The organism is Pseudomonas oryzihabitans, assembly GCF_007665395.1.
In the GTDB taxonomy this organism is placed as follows: Bacteria; Pseudomonadota; Gammaproteobacteria; order Pseudomonadales; family Pseudomonadaceae; genus Chryseomonas; species Chryseomonas psychrotolerans_C.
Genome location: NZ_VDND01000015.1, coordinates 70,081 through 92,156, shown reverse-complemented (window position 1 = coordinate 92,156; position 22,076 = coordinate 70,081). Strand labels below are relative to the sequence as shown.

Annotated in this window: 25 protein-coding genes; all 25 read left to right on the top strand. The window is 64.4% G+C overall.

All coding sequences use genetic code 11. The features are described from left to right. Positions 1 to 393: 393 nt before the first annotated feature. The gene (locus FSV73_RS23510) at positions 394 to 963 is read left to right on the top strand and encodes a terminase small subunit (RefSeq protein WP_145012329.1); all 570 of its coding nucleotides are present in this window, start codon (positions 394 to 396) and stop codon (positions 961 to 963) included. Next, entirely contained in the window at positions 960 to 2,645 is a 1,686-nt protein-coding gene (locus FSV73_RS23505; RefSeq protein WP_145012326.1) for a terminase large subunit, read from the top strand. The genes FSV73_RS23510 and FSV73_RS23505 overlap by 4 nt, the downstream gene beginning before the upstream one ends. Continuing rightward, on the top strand, positions 2,642 to 2,806 hold the full coding sequence (locus FSV73_RS25665) for a hypothetical protein (RefSeq protein WP_166655923.1): 165 nt from the start codon (positions 2,642 to 2,644) through the stop codon (positions 2,804 to 2,806). Before FSV73_RS23505 ends, FSV73_RS25665 begins: the two co-directional genes overlap by 4 nt. Continuing rightward, on the top strand, positions 2,799 to 4,109 hold the full coding sequence (locus FSV73_RS23500) for a phage portal protein (RefSeq protein WP_186309321.1): 1,311 nt from the start codon (positions 2,799 to 2,801) through the stop codon (positions 4,107 to 4,109). Before FSV73_RS25665 ends, FSV73_RS23500 begins: the two co-directional genes overlap by 8 nt. Positions 4,110 to 4,112: 3 nt before the next feature. Beyond that, positions 4,113 to 4,976: a head maturation protease, ClpP-related gene (locus FSV73_RS23495; protein ID WP_145012323.1), complete on the top strand. Its 864-nt coding sequence runs from the start codon at positions 4,113 to 4,115 to the stop codon at positions 4,974 to 4,976. Then, entirely contained in the window at positions 4,973 to 6,160 is a 1,188-nt protein-coding gene (locus tag FSV73_RS23490) for a phage major capsid protein (protein ID WP_145012319.1), read from the top strand. The genes FSV73_RS23495 and FSV73_RS23490 overlap by 4 nt, the downstream gene beginning before the upstream one ends. 42 nt (positions 6,161 to 6,202) lie before the next feature. Continuing rightward, the gene (locus tag FSV73_RS23485) at positions 6,203 to 6,685 is read left to right on the top strand and encodes a hypothetical protein (RefSeq protein ID WP_260856149.1); all 483 of its coding nucleotides are present in this window, start codon (positions 6,203 to 6,205) and stop codon (positions 6,683 to 6,685) included. Positions 6,686 to 6,688: 3 nt separating this feature from the next. After that, positions 6,689 to 7,165 carry a head-tail connector protein gene (locus FSV73_RS23480; protein WP_145012316.1) on the top strand — a complete coding sequence of 159 codons (477 nt, stop codon included), beginning with the start codon at positions 6,689 to 6,691 and terminating at the stop codon, positions 7,163 to 7,165. Continuing rightward, positions 7,165 to 7,503 (top strand): phage head closure protein, encoded by a 339-nt coding sequence (locus tag FSV73_RS23475; protein WP_145012313.1) that lies wholly within the window; start codon positions 7,165 to 7,167, stop codon positions 7,501 to 7,503. The genes FSV73_RS23480 and FSV73_RS23475 overlap by 1 nt, the downstream gene beginning before the upstream one ends. Positions 7,504 to 7,505: 2 nt before the next feature. After that, complete coding sequence (locus FSV73_RS23470) at positions 7,506 to 7,940, top strand: HK97-gp10 family putative phage morphogenesis protein (protein ID WP_145012311.1); 435 nt, start codon at positions 7,506 to 7,508, stop codon at positions 7,938 to 7,940. Beyond that, on the top strand, positions 7,940 to 8,305 hold the full coding sequence (locus FSV73_RS23465) for a DUF3168 domain-containing protein (protein WP_145012308.1): 366 nt from the start codon (positions 7,940 to 7,942) through the stop codon (positions 8,303 to 8,305). Before FSV73_RS23470 ends, FSV73_RS23465 begins: the two co-directional genes overlap by 1 nt. Positions 8,306 to 8,367: 62 nt before the next feature. Continuing rightward, positions 8,368 to 8,883: a phage tail tube protein gene (locus tag FSV73_RS23460; protein ID WP_145012305.1), complete on the top strand. Its 516-nt coding sequence runs from the start codon at positions 8,368 to 8,370 to the stop codon at positions 8,881 to 8,883. A gap of 3 nt (positions 8,884 to 8,886) precedes the next feature. Continuing rightward, positions 8,887 to 9,261 (top strand): phage tail assembly chaperone family protein, TAC, encoded by a 375-nt coding sequence (locus FSV73_RS23455; protein ID WP_145012302.1) that lies wholly within the window; start codon positions 8,887 to 8,889, stop codon positions 9,259 to 9,261. A 14-nt stretch (positions 9,262 to 9,275) separates the two neighbouring features. Then, the gene (locus FSV73_RS23450) at positions 9,276 to 9,569 is read left to right on the top strand and encodes a phage tail assembly protein T (RefSeq protein WP_058790166.1); all 294 of its coding nucleotides are present in this window, start codon (positions 9,276 to 9,278) and stop codon (positions 9,567 to 9,569) included. A gap of 37 nt (positions 9,570 to 9,606) precedes the next feature. Further along, positions 9,607 to 12,402: a phage tail tape measure protein gene (locus FSV73_RS23445; protein WP_145012299.1), complete on the top strand. Its 2,796-nt coding sequence runs from the start codon at positions 9,607 to 9,609 to the stop codon at positions 12,400 to 12,402. Between the two features lie 25 nt (positions 12,403 to 12,427). Next, positions 12,428 to 13,012 carry a hypothetical protein gene (locus FSV73_RS23440; protein ID WP_145012296.1) on the top strand — a complete coding sequence of 195 codons (585 nt, stop codon included), beginning with the start codon at positions 12,428 to 12,430 and terminating at the stop codon, positions 13,010 to 13,012. Beyond that, entirely contained in the window at positions 13,012 to 13,611 is a 600-nt protein-coding gene (locus FSV73_RS23435) for a hypothetical protein (protein WP_145012293.1), read from the top strand. Before FSV73_RS23440 ends, FSV73_RS23435 begins: the two co-directional genes overlap by 1 nt. 4 nt (positions 13,612 to 13,615) lie before the next feature. Next, positions 13,616 to 14,014 (top strand): DUF6950 family protein, encoded by a 399-nt coding sequence (locus tag FSV73_RS23430; protein WP_145012290.1) that lies wholly within the window; start codon positions 13,616 to 13,618, stop codon positions 14,012 to 14,014. Next, the gene (locus FSV73_RS23425) at positions 14,014 to 19,506 is read left to right on the top strand and encodes a phage tail tip fiber protein (RefSeq protein ID WP_145012287.1); all 5,493 of its coding nucleotides are present in this window, start codon (positions 14,014 to 14,016) and stop codon (positions 19,504 to 19,506) included. Before FSV73_RS23430 ends, FSV73_RS23425 begins: the two co-directional genes overlap by 1 nt. Next, entirely contained in the window at positions 19,506 to 19,790 is a 285-nt protein-coding gene (locus tag FSV73_RS23420) for a hypothetical protein (protein WP_145012284.1), read from the top strand. Before FSV73_RS23425 ends, FSV73_RS23420 begins: the two co-directional genes overlap by 1 nt. Then, the gene (locus FSV73_RS23415; RefSeq protein WP_145012281.1) at positions 19,787 to 20,494 is read left to right on the top strand and encodes a hypothetical protein; all 708 of its coding nucleotides are present in this window, start codon (positions 19,787 to 19,789) and stop codon (positions 20,492 to 20,494) included. Before FSV73_RS23420 ends, FSV73_RS23415 begins: the two co-directional genes overlap by 4 nt. A gap of 2 nt (positions 20,495 to 20,496) precedes the next feature. After that, positions 20,497 to 20,976 carry a hypothetical protein gene (locus tag FSV73_RS23410; protein WP_145012278.1) on the top strand — a complete coding sequence of 160 codons (480 nt, stop codon included), beginning with the start codon at positions 20,497 to 20,499 and terminating at the stop codon, positions 20,974 to 20,976. Then, positions 20,976 to 21,332, top strand: a complete 357-nt coding sequence (locus FSV73_RS23405) for a hypothetical protein (protein WP_145012276.1) — start codon at positions 20,976 to 20,978, stop codon at positions 21,330 to 21,332. The genes FSV73_RS23410 and FSV73_RS23405 overlap by 1 nt, the downstream gene beginning before the upstream one ends. Beyond that, positions 21,325 to 21,666: a hypothetical protein gene (locus FSV73_RS23400; RefSeq protein WP_145012273.1), complete on the top strand. Its 342-nt coding sequence runs from the start codon at positions 21,325 to 21,327 to the stop codon at positions 21,664 to 21,666. The genes FSV73_RS23405 and FSV73_RS23400 overlap by 8 nt, the downstream gene beginning before the upstream one ends. Beyond that, complete coding sequence (locus FSV73_RS23395) at positions 21,663 to 22,022, top strand: DUF1353 domain-containing protein (protein WP_145012270.1); 360 nt, start codon at positions 21,663 to 21,665, stop codon at positions 22,020 to 22,022. Before FSV73_RS23400 ends, FSV73_RS23395 begins: the two co-directional genes overlap by 4 nt. The last annotated feature ends 54 nt before the right edge of the window (positions 22,023 to 22,076 follow it).

Genomic DNA, 22,076 nt, shown 5'->3' with positions numbered 1-22,076 from the left:
TCGATCATCTCAATGCCTGTACCGATGACAACAGGGCAGACAATCTGGTAGCGAGCTGCCCTCGCTGTAACCAGAAGCGCGGCATCCCAAAGATGACCAAGACCCATCAGCTCAAGTCGTCCCGACGCTACACCGCACACGGCCTGACCATGTGTCTCAACGAATGGTGCAGATACCTGAATCTTTCGAGGCCTGCAATTGAGTACCGACTGGACGCTGGATGGCGGCACGATGACGTGTTCTCGCCTAGGAAAGGCAGATCTGGTCCGCCTAGTCGTCGTGCTGTGCCTTCCCCTCAGGAGCAGGGGGCGGGTCCAAACCCTGGAGCCTGAGGGCTTCTAGACCGCGCCTCCCCGCACGCGCAGATTTTTTTCCTCCCACAGGTTTTGTTAAATGTCACTCACCCCGAAAAAGATCGCCTTCATTGAAGCGATCAGGGGAGGTGCGTCCAACAAAGACGCGGCGATCGCTGCCGGGTACTCGGCCAAAACCGCGTCGGCAGCGGGTTCGCGCCTAGCCGCCGATGTGGACGTGAAGCTGGAGCTGCACAAGCTCAACGCCCTGGGCCCAAAGCGCAGCGGTGTTAAAGCAGATGTTAAAGCTGGTGTTAAAGCCGAGCACCCCAAGCGGGCGCCCAAGACGGCGGCCGAGCTCACCCAGCAGCCTGAAGAAAACGCCGAGGACGAGCAGGTCGATGAGGATGGGCCGGCCGGCTTCGACCTGGCCAGGGCACTGACCCACTCCGATCCGAAGGACTTCCTGCTGGCGGTGATGAACGATGGCGGCACTGAGCCGAAGCTCCGTGTCGACGCGGCGAAGGCGCTGATGCCCTTCATCCACCAGCGCCGTGGCGAGGGCGGCAAGAAGGAGCAGGCGAAGGAGAAGGCCGGCCAGGCCGCGGGTGGCAAGTTCGGCCCGCGCCAGCCGCCGCAGCTCAAGGCGGTGCCAGGCGGTAGGCCGTGAAGTGGTCGACCTCGTGCCCCGACTGGGAGCGCCGGATCGTCGCTCGCGAATCGCTCATCCCGCAGGGACCTCTCTTCCCTGACCAGGCTGCGGAAGCGCTGGAGGTGTTCGGCCAGCTGCGCATGGTGGACGCCACCGGCAGCCCGCTGATGTGCGAGACCGTACGACCCTGGGTGAACGAGTTCGTCGCCGCGATCTTCGGTGCCTACGATGCCGAGACCGGGCGCCGGATGATCACCGAGTTCCTGCTGCTGATCAGCAAGAAGAACGGCAAGTCGACTATCGCTGCCGGCATCATGCTGACGGCGCTGATCCTCAACTGGCGGCCCTCCGGCGAGTTCGTGATCATCGCGCCGACGAAGGAGATTGCCGACAACAGCTACATCCCGATCCGCGACATGGTCAACGCCGACGACGAACTCAAAGAACTCCTTCAGGTGCAGAACCATATCCGGACCGTGACCCATCGCGTCACCGGCGCCACGCTGAAGGTGGTGGCGGCCGACAGCGAGACCGTATCCGGCAAGAAGGCCATCGGTATCTTCATCGATGAACTCTGGGTGTTCGGCAAGCGCAACAACGCCGAGGCGATGCTGCGGGAGGCCACCGGCGGCCTGGCGTCGCGCCCCGAGGGCTTCATCATCTGGGCGACAACCCAGTCAGACGACCCGCCAGCCGGTGTCTTTCGGCAGAAGCTGCTGTATGCCCGCCAGGTGCGTGACGGCAAGATCGAGGACAAGTCCTTCCTGCCGGTACTCTACGAGTTTCCCAAGTCCATGCTCGACGCTGGCGCTCACCGGGACGCGGCAAACGCCTACGTCACCAATCCGAATCTCGGGCTGTCGGTGGACGTGCCCTTCATCGAGCGTGGTTACGCCCAGGCACAGCTGGATGGCGAGGAGTCGTTCCGTGGCTTCCTGGCGAAGCACCTGAATGTCGAGATCGGCCTAGCGCTCCTGTCTGATCGCTGGGCGGGCACGGACTTCTGGGAGCAGCAGGTCGTCGACTTCTGCCAGACGCTAGATGATTTGATTGAGCGTTGCGAAGTCATCGATCTAGGCATTGACGGCGGCGGCCTTGACGACTTGCTAGGCTTTGCCGCGGTAGGGCGCGAAAGAGGCTCACGTCGCTGGTTGGCTTGGACGCATGCCTGGGCACACCCGTCCGTGCTGGAACGACGCAAGTCAGAAGCCCCTCGGTTCCGCGATTTCGCAAAGGACGGCCACCTCACACTGGTAGAAAGGATCGGCGAAGATGTCGAGCAGGTAGCGCAGCTAGCTGCCCTGGTGGAGAACGCTGGAATTCTGGACCAAATCGGCGTCGACCCGGCCGGGATCGGCGCTATACGAGATGCGATCGAGGAGGCGGGCGTTCCTGACGAGAAGATCGTCGGCATCTCCCAGGGCTGGAAGCTCGGTGGCGCAATCAAGACCACCGAGCGTCGCCTGGCAGAAGGCGAGATGGTGCATGGTGGTCAACCGATGATGGCTTGGTGTTGCGGCAACGCGCGAGTGGAGCCCAGGGCGAACTCAATCCTGATCACCAAGCAGGCTAGCGGCTCGGCCAAGATCGACCCGCTCATGGCGCTGTTCAACGCTGTCACGCTGATTTCCCTCAATCCGGGGAGCCAGCAAGGCATCGACCAATTCATGGCGGCAATCCGAGACCCCATATTCGAATGAGCACCGCATCGATCCTATACCTGCTGATCGCAGTGCTGGGCTTCGGCCTGGCCGTGGCCGGCGTTTTCATCCTGCTCGGCCTGGGCTGGGCGTTGCTCGCTGGCGCGGCCTCGTGCTTCGCCGCGGCGGCATTCATCCGAAGAGGGCTGACCAGTGGCTAAGTCCCTCTTGTCCGTACTGAGCAGCGCGGTGTCCGCCCCGCAGACATCGATCATCGACTGGGTCGGCCGGTCGCTGTCCGGTGGCGCCGGCGGGATCTGGGCGCAAACGGTCGGCAGCACGTCCGCTACCGGCAAGACCATCACCGTCAACAAGGCGATGCGCCTGGCGGCCTGCTGGTCCTGCGTCCGGCTGATCTCCGAGACGATCGCGACGCTCCCGCTGGGCCTGTACATGCGCCAGGCCGACGGCGGCCGCAAGGTGGCCAGTGACAACGACCTGCACTGGATCATCAACACCAACCCCAACAGCCGCATGACCGCGGTGCAGTTCTGGGAGGCGGTGGTCGCCTCGATGCTGCTGCGCGGCAATGCCTTCGTCGAGATCGTGCGCATCGGCGGCCGGATCGTGGCGCTGGAGTTCCTACTGCCCAACCGCATGGACCTGGACGTCGCCGACAGCGGCGAAATCCTCTACCGGTACCGGGAGAAGAACGGTCAGCTGCGAGACATCGCGCGCAGCGACATGATGCACATCCCGGCTTTCTCGCTGGATGGACAGATCGGCCTGTCGCCCATCGCCTACGGCGCCGATGTCTTCGGCGCGGCGATGTCGGCGGAAGACGTGGCCGGCTCCACCTTCAAGAACGGCATGCACCAGACGGTTGCCTTCGAGGTTGATCGGACGCTGAACAAGCAGCAGCGGGAAGACTTTCGGGACTACGTTCAGCGCATTAGCGGCGCTATGAATGCCGGCAAGTCGCCGGTGCTGGAGCAGGGCGTCAGCGCCAAGGTCATCGGCATCAATCCGGTCGACGCCCAGTTGCTGGAGTCGCGCGAGTACAGCGCCGAGGAGATCTGCCGCTTCTACATGGTGGACCCGACCCTGGCGGGTTACAGCGACAAGGCGTCGAACTGGGGCACGGGCCTGGAGCAGAAGCTGCTGCGCTTCCTGACCTTCACCCTGCGCAGCTACATGCGGCGGATCGAAGAGGGCATCAACCGCAACCTGCTCACGCCGGCCCAGCGCCGCCAGACCTACTCGGAATTTTCCATCGAGGGCCTGCTGCGCGCCGACAGCGCTGGCCGCGCCACCCTGTATTCGCAGATGGTGCAGAACGGCATCTACACCCGCGACGAGTGCCGCATGAGGGAGAACCTGCCCAGGATGGGCGGCAACGCCGGTGTGCTCACCGTGCAAACCAACCTGTCACCGATCGACAAGCTCGGTCAGGGCGACGACGGGCAAGCCGCAAGGGCTGCTCTGCAGAACTGGCTGGACCAGCCGGCAAACTCCAAGGGGTAACTCATGCAATTCAAATCCAAGGCTGGCGGCTTCCGCTGCGAGCTGAGCCCGCGCGCGCTCGACAAATGGAATCCGGCCATCAAGGCGGCGGTGGAGTCCACCAGCGACACCATCACCATCTACGGGGTGATCGGCGAGGACTGGTACGGCGACGGCGTGACCGTCTCGCGCATCGATGCCGCACTGCGCTCCATCGGCGACAAGCCGGTCACCGTCTACATCAACTCCCCGGGCGGCGACATGTTCGAGGGCCTGGCCATCTACAACCGCCTGCGCGAGCACAGCCAGCCCATCACCACCAAGGTGCTCGGCCTGGCCGCCTCCGCCGGCTCGGTCATCTACATGGCCGGCGCCCAGCGCGAGGTGGCCGCCAGCGGCTTCCTGATGATTCACAACTGCTGGACCTTGGCCGTCGGCAACCGCAACGACCTGCGCGATATCGCCGGGACCATGGAAGAGTTCGACGCCGCCATGGCCGACCTCTACGCCGAGGGCAGCGGCCAGCCGGTAAAGGACGTCGCCGAGATGATGGACGACGAGACCTTCATTCGCGGTCGCCGCGCCCTGGAGCTGGGCTTCGCCACTGGCCTGCTGTCCTCGGACGAGATCACCGAGCGCCAGGACGAGCAGACCCAGCAGAGCAATGCGCTCAAGGCCATGGATGTTGCCCTGGCCAAGGCGGGTATGACCCGCAGCGAACGGCGCGAGCTCTTCGCCAGTTTCAAGTCCAGCACGCCGCGCGCTGCTGGCGGGGGCACGCATGACGCTGCCCCGACCGACAAGCCTAGCGCTGTCGCGCCAGACCTCACCGCCTCTCTGAGCGCGGCATCCGACATCCTCAAATCTCTCCAAGGAGCATCGCAATGAGCGACTTCGACAAGCAGTACAACGAGCTGAACGCCAGCCTGAAGAGCATCGGCGATCAGATCAAATCCCAGGCGGAAACCAGCAACAAGGAAATTGCCCGCCACGGCGAGATGAACACCGAGACCCGTGCCAAGGTCGACGAACTGCTGATGAAGCAGGGCGAGCTACAGGCCCGCGTGCTCGAAGCCGAGCAGAAGCTGGTCGCTGCCAACAGCGCCACCCAGCGCCCCGAGGCCCCCAAGTCCGCTGGCGAGCTGTTCGTTGCCAGCGAGCAGATGGAAGGCGTCAACTCCTCGTTCCGCGGCTCGCGTCGTGTGTCTGTGCCGCGCGCTGCCATCACCACCACCACCGCAGGCGGCCTGGCCCCGGCCGAGCGCTTGGACACCGTCGCGCTGCCCGGCCTGCGCCGCGCCACCATCCGTGACCTGGTCGCCCCGGGCCAGACCGAATCGGGCTCCATCGAGTACGTTCGCGAGACCGGCTTCACCAACAACGCGGCAACCGTTGCCGAGGGCGGCGCCAAGCCGTACTCCGACATCACCACCGCCCTGGTCAACGCGCCGGTACGCACCATCGCCCACCTGTTCAAGGCCTCGCGCCAGATCCTGGACGATGCCAAGGCCCTGCAGAGCTACATCGACGCCCGCGCCCGCTACGGCCTGCTGCTGGCCGAAGAGTCCCAGCTGCTGTACGGCAGCGGCGCTGGCGCCAACCTGCAGGGCCTGGTCCCGGTGGCGGCCGCGTATGCAGCGCCCGGTGGTGTCACCGTGACCGGTGAGCAGCGCATCGACCGCCTGCGCCTGGCCCTGCTGCAGGCCGAGCTGGCCGAGTTTCCCTCGGATGGCATCGTGCTGAACCCCATCGACTGGGCCCTGATCGAGCTGATCAAGGACGACGTCGGCCGCTACATCATCGGCCAACCGCAGGAAGGCACCGCTGCCCGCCTGTGGAACCGCCCGGTGGTGGCCACCCAGGCGATGAAGCAGAACGACTTCCTCACCGGTGCGTTCAAGCTGGGTGCTCAGATCTTCGACCGCATGGACGTCGAGGTGCTGATCTCCACCGAGAACGACAAGGACTTCGAGAACAACATGGTCACCCTGCGCGCCGAAGAGCGCCTGGCCCTGGCCATCTACCGGACCGAAGCCTTCGTCACCGGCAAGCTCGCTGTCGCTGCGGCCTAACCCCCTGCACGGGCCGGCGCTGCCGGCCCTTCGAGGTGAGACATGTCCGATCAACTGATCAAGCCGCTGCGTGCCTACGAGGACCGCGGCAAAATCCGTGATATCGACGATGAGCCCTATGCGGCTCCGATGTGGCTGGCCAAGGAGCTGGAGCAGCTGAAACTGTGCGAGATCGTGGGTGAGGTGGGCGGCGAGAAGAAGCCGGCCGCCAGCACCTCTGCACCCGGCGGAGCTGCTACGACCCTCAGCACTCCGCTGAGCGTCCCGCCCGGCGCTGATGCTTCAACTGCCCTGCGGCTGGAGAAGAAAGGGCAGCGCTGGATCATCGTCGACGCCCAGGGCGCCCGAGTCGGTGACTTCATCGGCAAGCAGGAGCAGGCGGAGGCCGAGCTGGCCAAGCAACTGGCCGCGCTTCTGCCGGCTGCTGCTGATACCCCGCCGGCCGACACGCCCCCGCCTGCTGACCAGCCGCCTGCCGATCAGCCTCCCGTTGAACTGTCGAACGACAACCCGCCCCAGGAGTAAGCGATGTCCGTGATCAGCATAGAGCTGGGCATGCAGCACCTGCTGGCCGAGCCCGAGGACCAGGAACTGGTCCAGGCCCTGTTGGATGCGGCCGAGGACTCAGCCAGCCGGTTCATGCAGCGCCGGTTCTACGCTGATCAGGCTGCGCTGGACGCCGCCGTGGCCGAGGTGCCGGCGGCGATCAGCTCCACCCGTATCCGCTATGAGCAGGCCGTGGCTGCCGCTCAGGCGGTGGTTGACCCCGAAGATCGCCAGGGCGCGCGTGACCGTGCCGACCTGGCGTTCGCCGATGCCCGCGCCGAGGTCGAGATGCAGGCCTGCGCGATGATCCTGAACGCTTCCATCCAGGCCGCCTGCCTGCTGATCCTCGGCCACCTGTTTGCCAATCGCGAGGACGTGGCCACCGGCGTGACCGTCGCCGAGATCCCCATGGGCTCGCGGCACCTGCTGCAGCCGTACCGCACCGGGCTGGGTGTGTGATGCGCGCCGGCCAGCTCCGGCAGCGCGTGATGCTGCAGCGTGACGGGCGCCACCAGGACCCGAACACCGGCGAGATGATCAGTGGCTGGTCGAACCTGACTAGCAAGGCCATCCCGTGCTCCGTCGAACCGGTGAGCGGCCGCGAGTTCATTGCCGGCCAGGCCACTCAGAACGAGGTCACGGCCAGGATCGTCATCCGGTACCGCGCTGGGGTGACCGCCGCCATGCGCGCCGTCCACCGCGGCACCACCTACAACATCGAGGCCGTCTTGCCGGACAAAAGCTCCGGGCGGGAGTACCTCACCCTGATGGTGTCCGGCGGCTTGAACGAGGGCTGAGCATGATCACCTTCACCCTGAAAGGCGTGGACGATGCCATCGAGCGGCTGACCCAGCTGCCGGAAAAGGTCCAGCGCTACTCGGTGCGTCGTGCTGCCCGGGCGGCGATGAAGATCGTGCGCGATGAAGCGATCGACCGGGCCAACCAGCAGGACGACCCTGAAACCCCGATGAACATCGCCGACTTCATCGTCACCCGCGAGGGCACGATCAAGGGACAGCGCGAGGGCGGCATCGTCATGCGCGTCGGGATCATCGGCGGCGCCCGGTACGACAAGCGATCGCCGTACCCCACCTATTGGAAATTCGTCGAGTTCGGTACCGAGCACTCCCGGGCCAAGCCCTTCATGCGGCCGGCGCTGGACAACAACGTGCCGGACGTCATCCAGACCTTCGTCGACGTGCTCAACGATGAGCTGAACAAGGAGTTGGTCTGATGTTTCCGCCCCTCTTTAAGGCCGCTGCCGCCTCCAACGAGGTCAGGGCGCTATTCGGCGCCGACCCGGTGCGGGTCTATCCCTTCGGCGAGGCCGAGTCGGGCGCGGCGTTGCCCTATGCCGTCTGGCAGACCATCAGCGGCAACCCAGACAACTTCTTGTCCGGCCGCCCGGACGTGGATGGGTTCCGGACCCAGGTGGACATCTACGGCACCACCGGCGCCAGCACCCTCGCGGCCGCCATGGCATTGCGAGACGCGCTCGAAGGCATGGCCTATGTCGTCGCCTACAACGGCCAGGGGCGCGACCCCGAGACCAAGAACTTCCGCGTCAGCTTCGATCTGGACTGGATCGTCCACCGCTGACCCACCGAATCACCATCCAACCCGCTCCGGCGGGTTTTTTCATGCCCGCAGGAGACGCTCCAATGGCAATGCTCACCCAAGGAACCCAGATCTTCGCCCTGGTCCCGCCTTCCACCGGCACCGGCAAGAACACCGTCTTGGAAATCGAGGGCGTCACCGCCTTCAACCCCGGCGGCAACCCGGCCGACCAGATCGACACCACCACCCTCAAGGATCAGGACCGCACCTTTGAGAAGGGCCTGCGCACGCCGGGCAGCGCCTCGATGACCATCCAGGCCGACGCCACCAAGGCCAGCCACGTCCGCCTGCACGAGCTGTCCCAGGCCTCCGGCAAGAACACCGTCCGCTGGGTCGTGGGCTTCTCCGATGGCCCGAAGGACGAAAAGGGCAACCAGACCGCATTGCCGACGGCCAATACCGACGGCACCGACTTCGTGCTGCCCACCACGCGCACCTGGTTCGTCTTCGACGGCTACGTCTCGGACTTCCCCTTCGACTTCACCACCAACTCGGTGGTGAGCACCGCGGCCACCGTGCAGCGCACCGGCGGCTCCACCTGGCAGCGTAAGAGCACCTAATTCATGAATCTGAACGACCTGAAAGCCGCCGGCGCCTTTGTCGAAGCGGCGCCCGTGAAGATGACCATCCAGTGGAATCGCGGTCAGCTGGACGCCAAGAAAAAGCCGGTGATCGACGAATTCACCGTGCTGGTGAAGCGGCAGTCGTTCGCTGTGGTCGAGCAGCTCTATGCGCCGGCCGCCGGCGAAGACGAAGCCGCGCTGGCCAAGCGCAGCCGCAACGCCAAGCTGATCAGCGAATGCGTGCTGCTGGGTGAGAAGGGCGACGAGCAGATCCCCTACGAGGACGCGCTGAACCTCGAGCCCAATCTGGCCTTCGCCCTGCTGAAAGTCGTGCATGAGGTCAACGGACTCGGGAAGGCCGAAGCAAAAAACTGACCCCCGTCGATGAGATGTGGCACGAGCTCGTGCTGCATGGCATCGGCGGGCGCACGATCCTCGAAGCCAAGAATCGCCTCACCTACGCCGAAGCCATGGACTGGTACGTCTATCTCCGACGCCGCGGCAGCCTGAACCTGGGCAATCGCCTTGAGCACGGCTTCGCCATGCTGGCCACAGTGTTGACGCGGATCCACGGCGGCGAGGTGGAGATGGAGGCCTTCATGCCCTACGAGTCCGCCCTGGCCCAGGCCGAGGAGGATGCGAACGGCATTTCCATCGAAAAGGCCATGGCCACCTGGCACTGATCGCCCGCTTCGGCGGGCCACCACCTGGAATTGAGACATGGCAACCCGCTCCCTCGGCAGTTTGACGCTTGACCTGGTCGCCAAGACCGGTGGCTTCGAGCAGGGCATGGACCGTGCCACGCGTTCGATGCAGCGCTTCAAGGCCGACGCCCAGAAGCAGCAGGATGACCTCGAAAAGCTGCTGGGCAAGATCGACCCGGTGGTGGCGCGCCTGGGCGAGCTCGACAAGATGGAGCAGCAGCTGGCCGCCCATCGCAAGGCCAATCGCCTGCCGGCTGACGACTATGCCGAGTACCTGGGCAAGCTGAACGCCATGCGGGACGGTCTGGCGGGTGCAACGTCGGCAAACGACAAGTACACCATGAGCGCCAAGGCCCAGGCCGCGGCACTGCGTGGCGTGCCGGCGCAGTTCACGGATATCGTGGTCAGCCTACAGGCCGGCCAGCAGCCGCTGCAGGTGCTGCTACAGCAGGGCGGTCAGCTGAAGGACATGTTCGGCGGCATTGGCCCGGCGGCCCGCGCCCTGGGTGGCTATGTCGCCGGCATGGTCAATCCGTTCACGCTGCTTGCAGCCGCCGCCGGAGTGCTGGCGATCGCCTACAAGCAGGGTAGCGCTGAGCAGGATGCCTTCCGCGTTTCTCTGGTCTCGACCGGCAACTTGGCGGGCAAGAGCACTGGGCAGCTGGCGGACTTGGCCAAGGAAGTCAGCGGTGTGACCGGCACCACCGGCGCCGCAGCAGATGCCCTGGCCCAACTGGTGGCCACCGGCTCGCTCACCAGCGACCAATTCAAGGACATGGCCGTCGCCGCGGTGGCCTGGGAATCTGCTACCGGCAAGGCCGTCTCCGAGACGGTCGCCGAGTTCAGGCGCCTGGCAGACGAGCCGACCAAGGCTTCGGCTGCGCTCAATGAGCAATACAACTACCTCACCGCTACGGTTTACGCTCAGATCCGGGCGCTGGAAGAGCAGGGCGATAAAACAGCTGCTGCCAATCTTGCCGAAGCTACCTATGCCGAAGCCTTGCAGGGTCGTGCCAAGACCATCAAGGAGAACCTTGGAGGCCTAGAGTCTGCCTGGAAAAGCCTCACTACCGGCGCCAAGGCTGCTTGGGACGCGATGCTCAACATTGGGCGCGAGGACACCCTGGCGCAACAGATTGAGAAGGTCCAAAAGCAGTTGGATGATCTTCCCGCGCGCAGCTCTCTTACCGGTCGACAGGCAAGTCGTGACCAGGCGGCGCAGGATCAGCAGCGCGCCGGTCTGGAGCTGCAACTTATCTACCTGAAACAGAGCAGGGATACGCGCGCGGCGATCGCCGCCGCAGAAGGAATTGGAGCTCAACAGCAGCGAGAAGCGATCGCCGCAATGGCGAAGGTCGATGAGCTTGAAAAGTCATCCAGAACCAATGCTGAAAAGCGCGCCGATGCTCTGAAGGACTACAACCGGCTGCTGGATAAAATTCGGAAAGAAGCGCCCAACGACGAGCGCTTGAAGCCGGAGAACATCGCGAGGGTAAAGGCCAATATTGAGGAGCAATTCAAGGACAAGAAGGCTCCACGAGTAAAGGCGTACACCGACGACGAGGCGACGCGCCTGCTGCTGACCTTGAAGCAGCAGGGTGCTGCCCTGGAAGATCAGCTAACCACCACTGGCAAGATCGGCCCGAAGCAGCGCGAACTGCTGGAGTTCGAACAGCGTATTTCGGACCTGAAGGAAAAGAAGACCCTCACGGCCGATCAGAAGAGCTTGCTGGCTTCACAGGACAAGCTGCGCACCGAGTACCAGACCAATGCCGCACTGGAGAAGCGCATCCAGCTCCAGCAGGAGGATGCGAAGATCGCGGCTTATCGGAATAGCCTGAGCTCTCAGCTCCAGTCCGAACAGGATGGCTATGCGCAGCAGCTCGCCGGCCTCGGCCAGAGCGACAAGGACCAGCAGCGCATTCGGGAGCGGCTCCGTGCTGAGCAGCAATACCAGCGGCAGCTGCGTGATCTGACGAGCAAGGCGGAGCTGGGCGAGGGCAATGGCGGCATTAGCCAGCGGCAGTACGAGCAGGAGCTGGCCGACCTCGAGTCCTACCACCAAAAGTCCTTGGCCAGCACGGCTGAGTTCTACCAGCAGCAGGACGAGTTCAACGCCGACTGGGTCAATGGGGCGCGCAGCGCTTTCGCCAACTATGAGGATAGCGCGGCCAACATGGCGGCGCAGACCAAGGCGCTGTTCCAGGATGCCTTCAGCGGTGCTGAGGATGCCCTGACCAGCTTCGTCAAGACCGGGAAGCTGGACTTCAAGAGCTTCGCGGACTCGATCATCACCGATCTCATCCGGATCCAGATCCGGAAGGCGCTGGTGGCCGGCATATCCTCTTTCACTGGCAGCTCCACCGGCCAGTCATTCATGTCGCTATTCAGCAAGACCCAGGCAATGGGTGGCGCCTGGGCGGGCGGCGTGCAGATGTTCGCCAACGGCGGCGCATTCACCAACCAGGTGGTCTCGACGCCAACCGCATTCGGAATGGCCGGAGGGCGGAGCGGCATCATGGGTGAAGCTGGTCCAGAGGCAGTCATGCCGCTGACCAGAACTGCTGATGGCTCCCTGGGCGTGAAAGCGCTTTCGGGCCGCGGTGTAGGCACGAGCGGCACCATGGCAACCAACATCAACGCTCCGCAGCAGGTGTTTCACATCAATGGCGACGTTAGCCCGGAGACCGTCCAGATGATCCAGAACGCCGGCCAGCAGGCCTACGCCCAGGCGATGAAGGACATCCAGAGAGACATCATGCGGAACGGCCCCCTCACTCGGGGTATGCGCCGGGCGATCACCGGCCGCTAATCAGAACTTCGATTTTGGAGGCCCTATGGCCATAGATTGGCCCGCCGATCTTGTTCCCAGCGAGATGACCTGGGGCATCGTCTACAACAACCGCGCCTTCACCTCGACGCTATCCAATGCCCAGCAGGTGGTCGGGTACCCGGGCGACTACTGGCAGTGCCAGCTCTCGTTCGCTGGACTAACACGTGACCGGCATCGGCTGCTGACGGCTATGCTGGGCCGGCTGCGCGGCATGGCCGGAACGGTCCGGGTGCCGGCCTGGGACCGGCTGCGCACCGACGACATAGGCGCCCCGGCGGTGTTCAGCGGCCCGGCATTCGCCACCAGCATGCAGATGCAGGGCATGACTGCCAGCAAGAGGGTCTTCAGCCAAGGCGACTACCTGACCGTCGCCGGCGAGATGTTCGAGGTGGTGCAGGACGCCATCAGCGACTCCTCCGGCAAGGCCACCGTGTACATCAATAAGCCGATCCGGCAGACCCTATCGGCGGGCGCCGCGGTTGAGTACCGCAATCCCTACTCGGAGATGCGCCGGATGGACAACACCAATAGCTCCAACGTGCAGCCCCTTGTGGCCAGCCTGTCTCTGCAATTCCGCGAGGCCTTCTGATGGCGGCCAGTTTCCCCTTCAGCCAGTCGGTGGTGGACATTATCGCGCGAGGCAACTTCCGCGCGGTCTACGCCGCCCAGCTCGATTTCGTAGACGGCATGGTTTACGCCCACACGGGTCTGGGTGACCTGGTGGTGGACGGCATCACCTACAAGGGCGTTGGCCACTTCGGTCAGGTCGGCCAGTCGCAGGAGAGCGGGAATAGCAGCTCGCCGATGACCATCGACCTGACCCTGGATGGCCTGGACATGGAGATCCTCAGCTCTACGACGGTTAAGGGCTGCCGAGGTCGCCCAGGCCGCCTGCTGTTCATCGTGATGGACGAAGCAGGCAATTACGCCGCCGACGTGCTGTTCTCCGGCCGGATGGATGCTGCCCAGATCAGCTACGGCGGCAATGCCGAGGCCGGCAACTCCATCACCGTCAACTTGATCGACCGCATGGCCGAGTGGAGTCGCACCGGCACCGAGCGCTGGACCGACGAGAGTCACCGCGCGCGCCATGAGGGCGACCGCTTCTTCTTCGCCGTGGCCCAGCTTGCCAGCTGGCCAATCTACTGGGGCACCGCCAAGGATGCCCCGGCCTTCACCTACGAGTAGTGCGATGCGACATCCCGACTGGACCCTCAAGCTTTCCGCAACGATCAAGGCCGCCTCCGAGCGGCCTTTTTCATGGGGCGAGTTCGACTGCTGCACGTTTGCGGCAGATTGCGCTTTGGCGGTATGCGGCGTTGATCCGGCCGAAGCCTACCGGGGCAAGTACAAGACCGAGACAGGCGCCAAGCGGGTCGTGGCCAAGGGGCACGGCAGTGTCGAGGCGATCCTCGACGCCTACTTCAACCGGGTTAACCCGGCATTCGTCCAGCGCGGCGACCTGGCCACCTACCGGGGCGCCAATGGCCTGGGCGTGGCCGTGCGCTGGGCAAACGAATACTGGACCCCCTGCGAGACCGGGGTGGCCCGCATTGAGTGTGAACCGCTGGCGGTCTGGAGAGTTGAGTAATGGCTCAAGGTACGAGCAAGATCGCCTCGGTCGTCATTGGTGCGGTCGTCGGCTATGCGCAGGGCAACGTCGGCGGTGCCATTGTCGGCGCGGCCGCTGGCTATTACGTCGCTGATCAACAAGCCAAGGCCTCTAACGTCAAGGCGGCCCAGCAGCAGGAGCCCTCCGCCCAGACTGTCCGTAGCTCGAAGGCAGCCTGTCGCTTCCTACTGGGCCGAGTCAGCACCGGCGGCCTGCTGGCCTGGGTCCAGGAGCAGAAGGGCGACCAGGGCGATGGTGAGTGGCTGCACCTGGTCTACGTGCTGGCCGAAGGCGCCATCGCAGGTGTCGACCAGATCCTGCTGGGTGAAGAGGACATCAACGCTTACGGCGACAGCGCCACCTTCGAGGTGGTGATCAACCCCACCCAGCCGAATGCGTTCCTCAAGACCAACTGTCCGGACTGGAAAGACAGCCAGATCGGCCGAGGCCTGAGCTACGTGCGCTTGTCGCTGCGCTACAGCGCCGAGCGCTTCCCCTCGGGCATCCCGGACGTGCGCTTCATCGTGCGCGGCCGGACCGATATCTTCGACCCGCGCAATGGGCTGACCGGCTACAGCGAGAACACCGCGCTCCATCTGCTGTGGTTTCTGCGCAACCGCTGCAACGTGCCGGACGACGAGATCGTCTTTGCCACCTTCGCGGACGGCGCGAACGTGTCCGAGGAAGTGGTGAGCAATGCCGACGGCAGCTCCAGCTCCCGCTATCAGACCTCGTGCGTGATCGGCGCGGATGAGCAGCGCACCCAGGTCCTGCAGAAGCTGGAACAGGCGTGTGGCGGCCAGCTGGTGCGCGTGGGTGGCAAGTGGTCACTGCAGGTCGGCGCCTACTACGGTCCCTACGACTTCACCATCACCGAGGACATGGTGATCGGGACCGTCAGCGGATCCACCGAGGTCAACAACGACTCGGCGATCAACATCATCCGCGGCACCTTCATGGATCCGGCCCAGGCCTGGGCGGACACCGACTATCCCGAGGTCCGTGTGGCCGAGTGGGTGGCGGAAGATGGCGGCGAGGCGGCAGAGACCCTGTCCTTCAGCTACATCACCGATGCCTACCAGGCGCAGCGCCTGGCCAACATGGAGCTGCGTCGGCGCCGCGCCGGGGGCGCGCTGTCGATCCCGCTGAATTTCAACGGCTACAATTGCCGTCCAGGCCGCGTGGTGCGCGTCTACCTGCCCAGCCTGAACATCGATGGCGAGTTCATCGTCCAGGATTGGACCATGACGGCCACCGGCGGCTGCACGGTCAACGTGTCCCAGTACGACGCCCAGATGTTCGGCGATGCCGTGGGCCAGCCCTACAACCCGATCGGCTTCATCAGCCTGCCCACCGGAGGCATCGGCACGCCCACCAACCTGGCCTGGACGCCGGCCCATAACGCCGAAGTCAGCCAGGGTGTGCTGTCGTGGGTGGCGCCTACCCAGGGTAGCGTGCAGGGCTATGTGGTCACCGTGCGCCAGGGCACCACGGCGGTGCAATCGAAGACCCTGGGCGCCGACTCGCTGCAGATCCCGTTCAACGATCTGCCGTCCGGCAACTACACCATGAGCGTCGCCGCCGTGGGCCCGCTGGCGCGCTCGGGTGAGGTGAGCATCAGCGTCAGCATCGACGGGCCGCCAATCCCTGAGCAGGTCGCCGTCTACGCCAACATCGACTCGATCACCCTGGTGCCGAGCAACCCACTGCACGGCCTGAACGGCGGCACCTACGAATACTGGTTCACCACCGATCCGAAGGCCACCGCCGACAAGGCGAGCTATCTCGGCCAGGGGCTGACCTTCACCCATACCGGCCTGGCGTTCTACACCAACTACTACTATTTCGTGCGCTCGCGTAACGCCTACGGGACGAGCGATTTCCTCAAGGTCGTGACTGCCACCAGTAACGATGTCTCGGCCTACCTGGAAGGGCTGACGGGCAAGATCACCGAGACGCAACTGGGCAAGCAGCTGCTGGCCAAGGTGGACCTGATCACCGCGCCGGTGACGACCGAAGGCTCGGTGGCCGCGAAGGTTGCTCAGGAGGCCAAGGACCGCGCGGAAGCTGATCTCGCCGAGGTCACCGCCCGGGTCAACGCCGACAAGGCCAATGCCGACGCGATCACCACTGAGGCCAACGCCCGAGCGGCGGCTGTGCTGCAGGAGGCCAAGGACCGTCAGGCGGCTGTCACCAGCGAGGCGACTACCCGGCAGAACGCCGACACCTCGCTGGGTCAGCGCATCGACACGGTCTCGGCCGCCAACGGCAGCAACGCCTCGGCGATCCAGACCGAGGTAAAGGCGCGGACCGACGCCGACACCGCCCTGGGTAGCCGTATCGACACCGTCGCGGCCAACACTAACAGCAACACCTCGGCGATCAGCAGCGAGGTCAAGGCGCGCACGGATGCCGACAGCGCCCTTGGTACCCGCATAGACAGCCTGTCGACCACCGTGGGTAACAACACCACGGCGATCACCAGCGAGACGAAGGCGCGGGCCGACGCCGATACGGCCCTGGGCCAGCGCGTGGACACAGTGAGCAGCAGCGTGGCCGGCAAGGCGGACAGCACCACCGTCCAGACCCTGCAGAACCAGGTGACGGCTCAGGGCAACACGATCACCAGCCAGGGCTCGGCGATCACCAGCATCAACGCCAACCTGGCGAATGCCGGCGGGGAGAACCTGCTGTACAACCCGGCGTTCACGGAGGTCAGCAGCAATGCGGCGCTGGCCAAAGGCTGGAACATGGATGGCGGCACGGTCGATAGCACGACCTCGGCCACCGCCAGCCTCGTGACGTCATGGCTCAGCTCCGCCGAGAAATCGATGCGAATCGACTTCAAGGGGATCGACACCAGCGCCCGCTATTTCTCGATCGTCACCGCCTCTGCCTACCGCGCAAAGGCAACAGCCGGCCAGGTGCTCACCGCTTCGATCTATGTTCGCGCCACGGCCGGCATTCGGATGCAGATCTTCATCCAGGCGCTCAAGGCAGATGGAACCGCTATCGGTGCGCCCGTCTCGGCTCTCTTCGAGCTGGACACCACCGGCAAACGGATCAGCTTCACCCATCCTGGCCTGCCTACGGATACGGCCCTGGTTTCGGTTTTCTACCGGATCCGCTCGAGCGCTTCCGGCGTCGCCGATGGCTATGTCGAAGGCACCCGGGCACAGCTCGAGGTCGGCGCCATCGTCACCGGCTGGAAGAACAACGGCCAGGTCGCGGCTGATGGCATCGCGGCAAACGCCACGGCAACGGCCGCGGTCACCGCCCGGGTCACCTCGGCGGAGGGCGCGATCACCAACCAGGGGTCGGCGATCACCAGCCTGCAGAACGGGCTGAGCACCACCAACGGCAACGTGACGGCGGCGCAGAACAGCGTCAATGCCTTGCAGAACACGGTGACCAGCCAGGGCAACAGCATCACCGCCCAGGGCAACCAGATCACCACCATCAACTCGAACCTGGCAACAGTGGGCGGGGAGAACCTGCTGTTCAACCCGTCCTTCGATACCTGGGCCGCCACCACGCAGTCCTGGGCCGATGGCTGGGAGGGCGGCGCCGATGGCACGGTCACCTGGTCGCGCGCTACCAGCAGCCTTGATCCGGCCGGCTTCAGCCAGAAGGCGGCCCTGACGGGCTTGGCGGGGGACAAGGGCGCCTACGTCACCAACACCTTCGCCCGGGCCAGCCTGGCCGCGGCGGGGCAGACGGTGACCCTGTCGGCCTTCGTGAAGGCCACCGCAGGCGTGCCGCTCTACCTGGCGCTACGCGGGGCTGATGCCAACCAGGCGTCCCTGGGCTACCTGGAGGGCACTCGGGTCGCCGCAACCGGGGACTGGCAGCGGCTGACGCTGACCTTCACCCTGCCGGCCGGGACCGTGTACACCCGCGCTATCGTTCGGGTGCTTGGCACCAGCAGTATCAGCGCGGTGACCTGGGAGATTGACCGAGCCCAGTTGGAAGTGGGCGCGCTGGCGAGCGGCTGGCAAGACAATGGCAAGGTGAATGCCGTCGGGACGGCGGCCAACGCCACCGCGACCTCCGCGCTCGGCACGCGCGTATCGGCGGCGGAAGGGACCATCACCAGCCAGGGCTCGCAGATCACCAATCTGCAGGCGCAGATGGGTGGCTTGGGCATCTTCGTTGCGGCCGCGAACTGGGAGTTTCTTGGATCCCTCCGCAGCTGGTACCTCGAGCAGGCGGCTTCGGGCGCCACTCTCACTGCGAATCCCGCTTACGCCACGATCTCGGGATATGCGAACTTTCGGATCGCGACGTTCACCGGTATCGACGGTACCGCCAACCCCATCGTGCGCATCCGGTTTCGCCGGAAGAACACGAGCAGGGGCACTGGGGCGCGCCTGTATTGGGCGAACCAGGATGGCGCCTTGGCTGAAGCACGGGCTGCGTCTTGGACGGTGGATCTGTCGACCACGGACTGGCAGACGGTGGAGATCGACCTGTCGGCGAACACGGGTTGGGTAGGTAAGACCAACACTTCGCTGCGAATCGACTTGGCCAACTCTGCAGACACCTCGGCGGTGATCGATATCGCCTGGGTGTCGATCGGGAGGAAGGCGCCGGCGGCGTCGGCACAGGCGCTGAGCGATACGCAGGCGACCGTGACTCAGCAGGGCGCCACCCTGACGAGCCAGGCTAGTGCGATCTCTGGCCTGACCAGTCGGGTCACGAACACCGAGAACGCCACGGCCGCGCAGGCCAATGCGATCAACGCCCTGGACACCAAGGCGACGAACCAGGGCAACCAGCTTTCTGCCATGGCGACCCAGACCTCGGGCATCCAAGCGTTGATCATGCCGCAGGGCGCGGGCGACTCCGGCTGGGGCGCGGGTGACGCGACGGTGTATGCCGGCTCGATCACCGTCCAGTCGGTCGCAGCAGATGCCACGCAGGCGCAGGCGCAGCGCACCGATACCCTTTCCGCCGCGTTGGGGGATACGAACGCAGCCGTGCAAGTCGCCCAGCAAGCGACTGTCCAGCAGGCCAACTCGCTGAACGGCCTGGCTGCGAAAGTCTCGTCGTCCTACTCGATCAAGACGGAGATCACGGCCAACGGTCGGCGCTACGCTGCCGGCATCGCGCTGGGCGTGGACTACTCGGGTGGTGACGTCACCAGTCAGTTCCTGGTCATGGCCTCGCGGTTCGCGGTGCTCAACACCGATGGAAGCACGGTCACTACGCCGTTCGTGATCCAGAACGGCCAGACGATCATCAACACCGCCATTATCGGCGACGGCACCATCACCAACGCCAAGATCGGCCAGACCATTCAGTCCAACGACTACGTGGCCGGGCAGACGGGCTGGAGGTTGGATAAGGGGGGCGCCTTTGAAATCAACGGTTCGATCGCCGGGGAAGGGCGGCTGAACATCACCAACCAGCGGCTGACCATGTACGACGGCAACGGCGTGCTGCGGCTGCTGATCGGGAAAGCGCTCTGATGGCCTACGACTTCATTATCAACGACGCGGCGGGGCGCGTGATGCTCAATCGCGCCCGCTTCGCCCTGAGGATCATTCACCGGGGCGTCGTCACCAACCCGACCAACAACTTCACGACCATGACCTACGACGTGCCCGGCGACCTGGGATCGCGCTACATGATCTGGGTGCAGGAAGACAAACAGGGCTATGGAATCCCGGCCTACCGGGTGGATGGCCGGCGCGTGACCCTCAACATGACCGGCAACCTGTCGGTACTGATATTGGCGGTGTCCTTCGGATGAGCTACGCCATTCAGCTGTTCAATGACCAGAACGCCCTGGTGATCGATGGCCAGAACTCGCTGCTGCACTGGCTCTTCACTGCGCAATACGTCGTGGGCGCCAACACCAACAAGCCACTGCAGGTGAACTGGCCGCAGGCCGTTACCACTCAGCAACCGCCGATGGTGTTCCAGAAGCTCAATGCCAGCGGCTATGGCTGCGGCAACTTCAGGCAGCTGGGTAGCCCGGGAAACTGGACAGGGATGACCATCAGTCCGGACATCGTCGGTACCACCCAGACCTACACCTACTGCGTCGCGGTCTTCATGCCGCCGCGCAGCTCGGGTGCCTGGGGGGTGCAGATGTGGGACGCGCAAGGGGGCCTGATCTTGGACGCGGGCTACCCGCAGATGGTGTTCCAGTACGCCACCCGCAACTACCGGCGTGACGGGCCCATCAACCAATCCGGCTACAACCGCACCTGGTACTGGACCACAACCGATTCGTTCTCGGTCAGCGCCAACAGTTACATCCTGATCTCCAACTTCACCGGCTACCTGGGAGACGGGGCGGGCACGGGCAATACCCCTTCCTACGGCTATTTCCGGGCCAGCACCACGATGGCGCAGTACTACCAGAACTACGACATCTACGGCTCGCCATCGGGGAATGATCCCTATTTCAACTGGCCGTTCATCTATGCAGTTCCTAGTCACGAGGCGTGAGCATGGCTCAGAAAATTGTAGATACCACGACGAACAATGGTTCCTATATCGGGGACCCTGCCAAAACGGCGTTCGGGAAGGTCAACGACAACTTCACCGAGCTCTACTCGAACGGATACCGTCGAGACAATATTGTTGGGGCAGTAGGGCGCTCCGGCTCAACCGTTACGGGCGCAATCATCGAGCGCGGCAGTAACTCCAGCGGAAACTACACCCGCTATGCCGACGGCACCCAGGAGTGTTGGTCGACGCCTAGTTTCACGGCGTCTGCCAATCGGGCGAACGGCTATAGCCTGGGCTTCGCGGCCGCGTTCGCTGATACGCCATCCGTTACCGTGAAGATGTCTGCCGGTAATTCAGGCGGACGTGTCGAAGGGATTGAAGCCCTGAACAGTACATATGTCAGTGGTTTTATAACGAACAACACCAGTAGTGACATGACTGGGGTTTTGATGATGCGAGCTGTGGGGAGGTGGTACTGATGTTCAATATCACGCAACTGCCATATCGACCCGCTGGCTTGGCGGCAGTGGACTTCGTGGTGACCGTTCAAGGAGCGGTGCTGACGATCAATAACGAGGCGTTCGACTTCTCATTCATGGACAAGGGCGCCACGCTGCCTCGCGATGCAGTCCAGACCCCGCACCTGGCATCCGACGTCGTCTGTGATGATGCGGGCGTGATCAACCTGTCTCTGCTGGTGCCGATCAGCTCGACGCCAACAGAGGCAGAAGCCTTTCCTCCGGTGCTTGAGGGGAAGAAGTTCGGCAAAGTGATCGATATCCATCTGCCTGCCATCACCCAGTCGATAGCAGGCGAGGAAGCAGCCAATGGGTAACATCGACACCAGCAGGCTGATCACCAAGGCGCACAAGCAGGAGCAGGCCCAGCTCGCCCTCACGGGTACCTTCGAGCTGGCCATCCAGGCGAGTCTCGACGCCGCGGCGAAAGCGCGCGGCTACGACTCCATCGCCACGGCGGTGAGCTATGCGGAGGAGCCAGCGGTGCCGCGGTTCCAGGACGACGGCCGAGCATTCCGCGCCTGGCGTTCACTGGTTTGGGCCTACGCCTATGAGGAGCTGGCCAAGGTGAAGGCGGGCGAGCGGGACGTTCCCACGCTGGACGCCTTTATGGCCGAGTTGCCGGTGCTGCCTGATCTGGCCACGGTGTGAACCGATTCCCTGAGCCGCTGCAGGCCGAACTGCAGACCGACCGCAAGACATGGCGCCTCCTGGCGCCATTTTCGTATCTGGACCCCGACCAGGGGCTGCTGACCGTGCCACCCGGCTTCGAGACCGACTTCGCCAGTGTGCCGCGCCTGCCGTTGGTCTTCGAACTGGTGGGCGCCTACGGCCACGCCGCCGCGGTGCTGCACGACTGGCTGTATCGCACCGGAATGCTTCCGCGCCAGGAAGCCGACCGTGTCTTCTTCAATGCCTTGCGTTCGAGCGGCATTGCACGCTGGCGAGCGTGGCTCATGTGGATCGGCGTTCGGATCGGTGGCGCGAGCCACTACGGTGCCGACTGAAATCCTCACGACCAAGCGGAATCGCTGCGCCTGACACCGACTGCCTACCTGATT

Coding starts and splice junctions, on each gene's coding strand:
- FSV73_RS23400 (WP_145012273.1), top strand. CDS start 21,325: ATGGGTAACATCGACACCAGCAGGCTGATCACCAAGGCGCACAAGCAG.
- FSV73_RS23430 (WP_145012290.1), top strand. CDS start 13,616: ATGCGACATCCCGACTGGACCCTCAAGCTTTCCGCAACGATCAAGGCC.
- FSV73_RS23475 (WP_145012313.1), top strand. CDS start 7,165: ATGCGCGCCGGCCAGCTCCGGCAGCGCGTGATGCTGCAGCGTGACGGG.
- FSV73_RS23485 (WP_260856149.1), top strand. CDS start 6,203: ATGTCCGATCAACTGATCAAGCCGCTGCGTGCCTACGAGGACCGCGGC.
- FSV73_RS23450 (WP_058790166.1), top strand. CDS start 9,276: ATGTGGCACGAGCTCGTGCTGCATGGCATCGGCGGGCGCACGATCCTC.
- FSV73_RS23425 (WP_145012287.1), top strand. CDS start 14,014: ATGGCTCAAGGTACGAGCAAGATCGCCTCGGTCGTCATTGGTGCGGTC.
- FSV73_RS23465 (WP_145012308.1), top strand. CDS start 7,940: ATGTTTCCGCCCCTCTTTAAGGCCGCTGCCGCCTCCAACGAGGTCAGG.
- FSV73_RS25665 (WP_166655923.1), top strand. CDS start 2,642: ATGAGCACCGCATCGATCCTATACCTGCTGATCGCAGTGCTGGGCTTC.
- FSV73_RS23490 (WP_145012319.1), top strand. CDS start 4,973: ATGAGCGACTTCGACAAGCAGTACAACGAGCTGAACGCCAGCCTGAAG.
- FSV73_RS23455 (WP_145012302.1), top strand. CDS start 8,887: ATGAATCTGAACGACCTGAAAGCCGCCGGCGCCTTTGTCGAAGCGGCG.
- FSV73_RS23460 (WP_145012305.1), top strand. CDS start 8,368: ATGGCAATGCTCACCCAAGGAACCCAGATCTTCGCCCTGGTCCCGCCT.
- FSV73_RS23445 (WP_145012299.1), top strand. CDS start 9,607: ATGGCAACCCGCTCCCTCGGCAGTTTGACGCTTGACCTGGTCGCCAAG.
- FSV73_RS23415 (WP_145012281.1), top strand. CDS start 19,787: ATGAGCTACGCCATTCAGCTGTTCAATGACCAGAACGCCCTGGTGATC.
- FSV73_RS23420 (WP_145012284.1), top strand. CDS start 19,506: ATGGCCTACGACTTCATTATCAACGACGCGGCGGGGCGCGTGATGCTC.
- FSV73_RS23410 (WP_145012278.1), top strand. CDS start 20,497: ATGGCTCAGAAAATTGTAGATACCACGACGAACAATGGTTCCTATATC.
- FSV73_RS23470 (WP_145012311.1), top strand. CDS start 7,506: ATGATCACCTTCACCCTGAAAGGCGTGGACGATGCCATCGAGCGGCTG.
- FSV73_RS23480 (WP_145012316.1), top strand. CDS start 6,689: ATGTCCGTGATCAGCATAGAGCTGGGCATGCAGCACCTGCTGGCCGAG.
- FSV73_RS23510 (WP_145012329.1), top strand. CDS start 394: ATGTCACTCACCCCGAAAAAGATCGCCTTCATTGAAGCGATCAGGGGA.
- FSV73_RS23435 (WP_145012293.1), top strand. CDS start 13,012: ATGGCGGCCAGTTTCCCCTTCAGCCAGTCGGTGGTGGACATTATCGCG.
- FSV73_RS23495 (WP_145012323.1), top strand. CDS start 4,113: ATGCAATTCAAATCCAAGGCTGGCGGCTTCCGCTGCGAGCTGAGCCCG.
- FSV73_RS23405 (WP_145012276.1), top strand. CDS start 20,976: ATGTTCAATATCACGCAACTGCCATATCGACCCGCTGGCTTGGCGGCA.
- FSV73_RS23440 (WP_145012296.1), top strand. CDS start 12,428: ATGGCCATAGATTGGCCCGCCGATCTTGTTCCCAGCGAGATGACCTGG.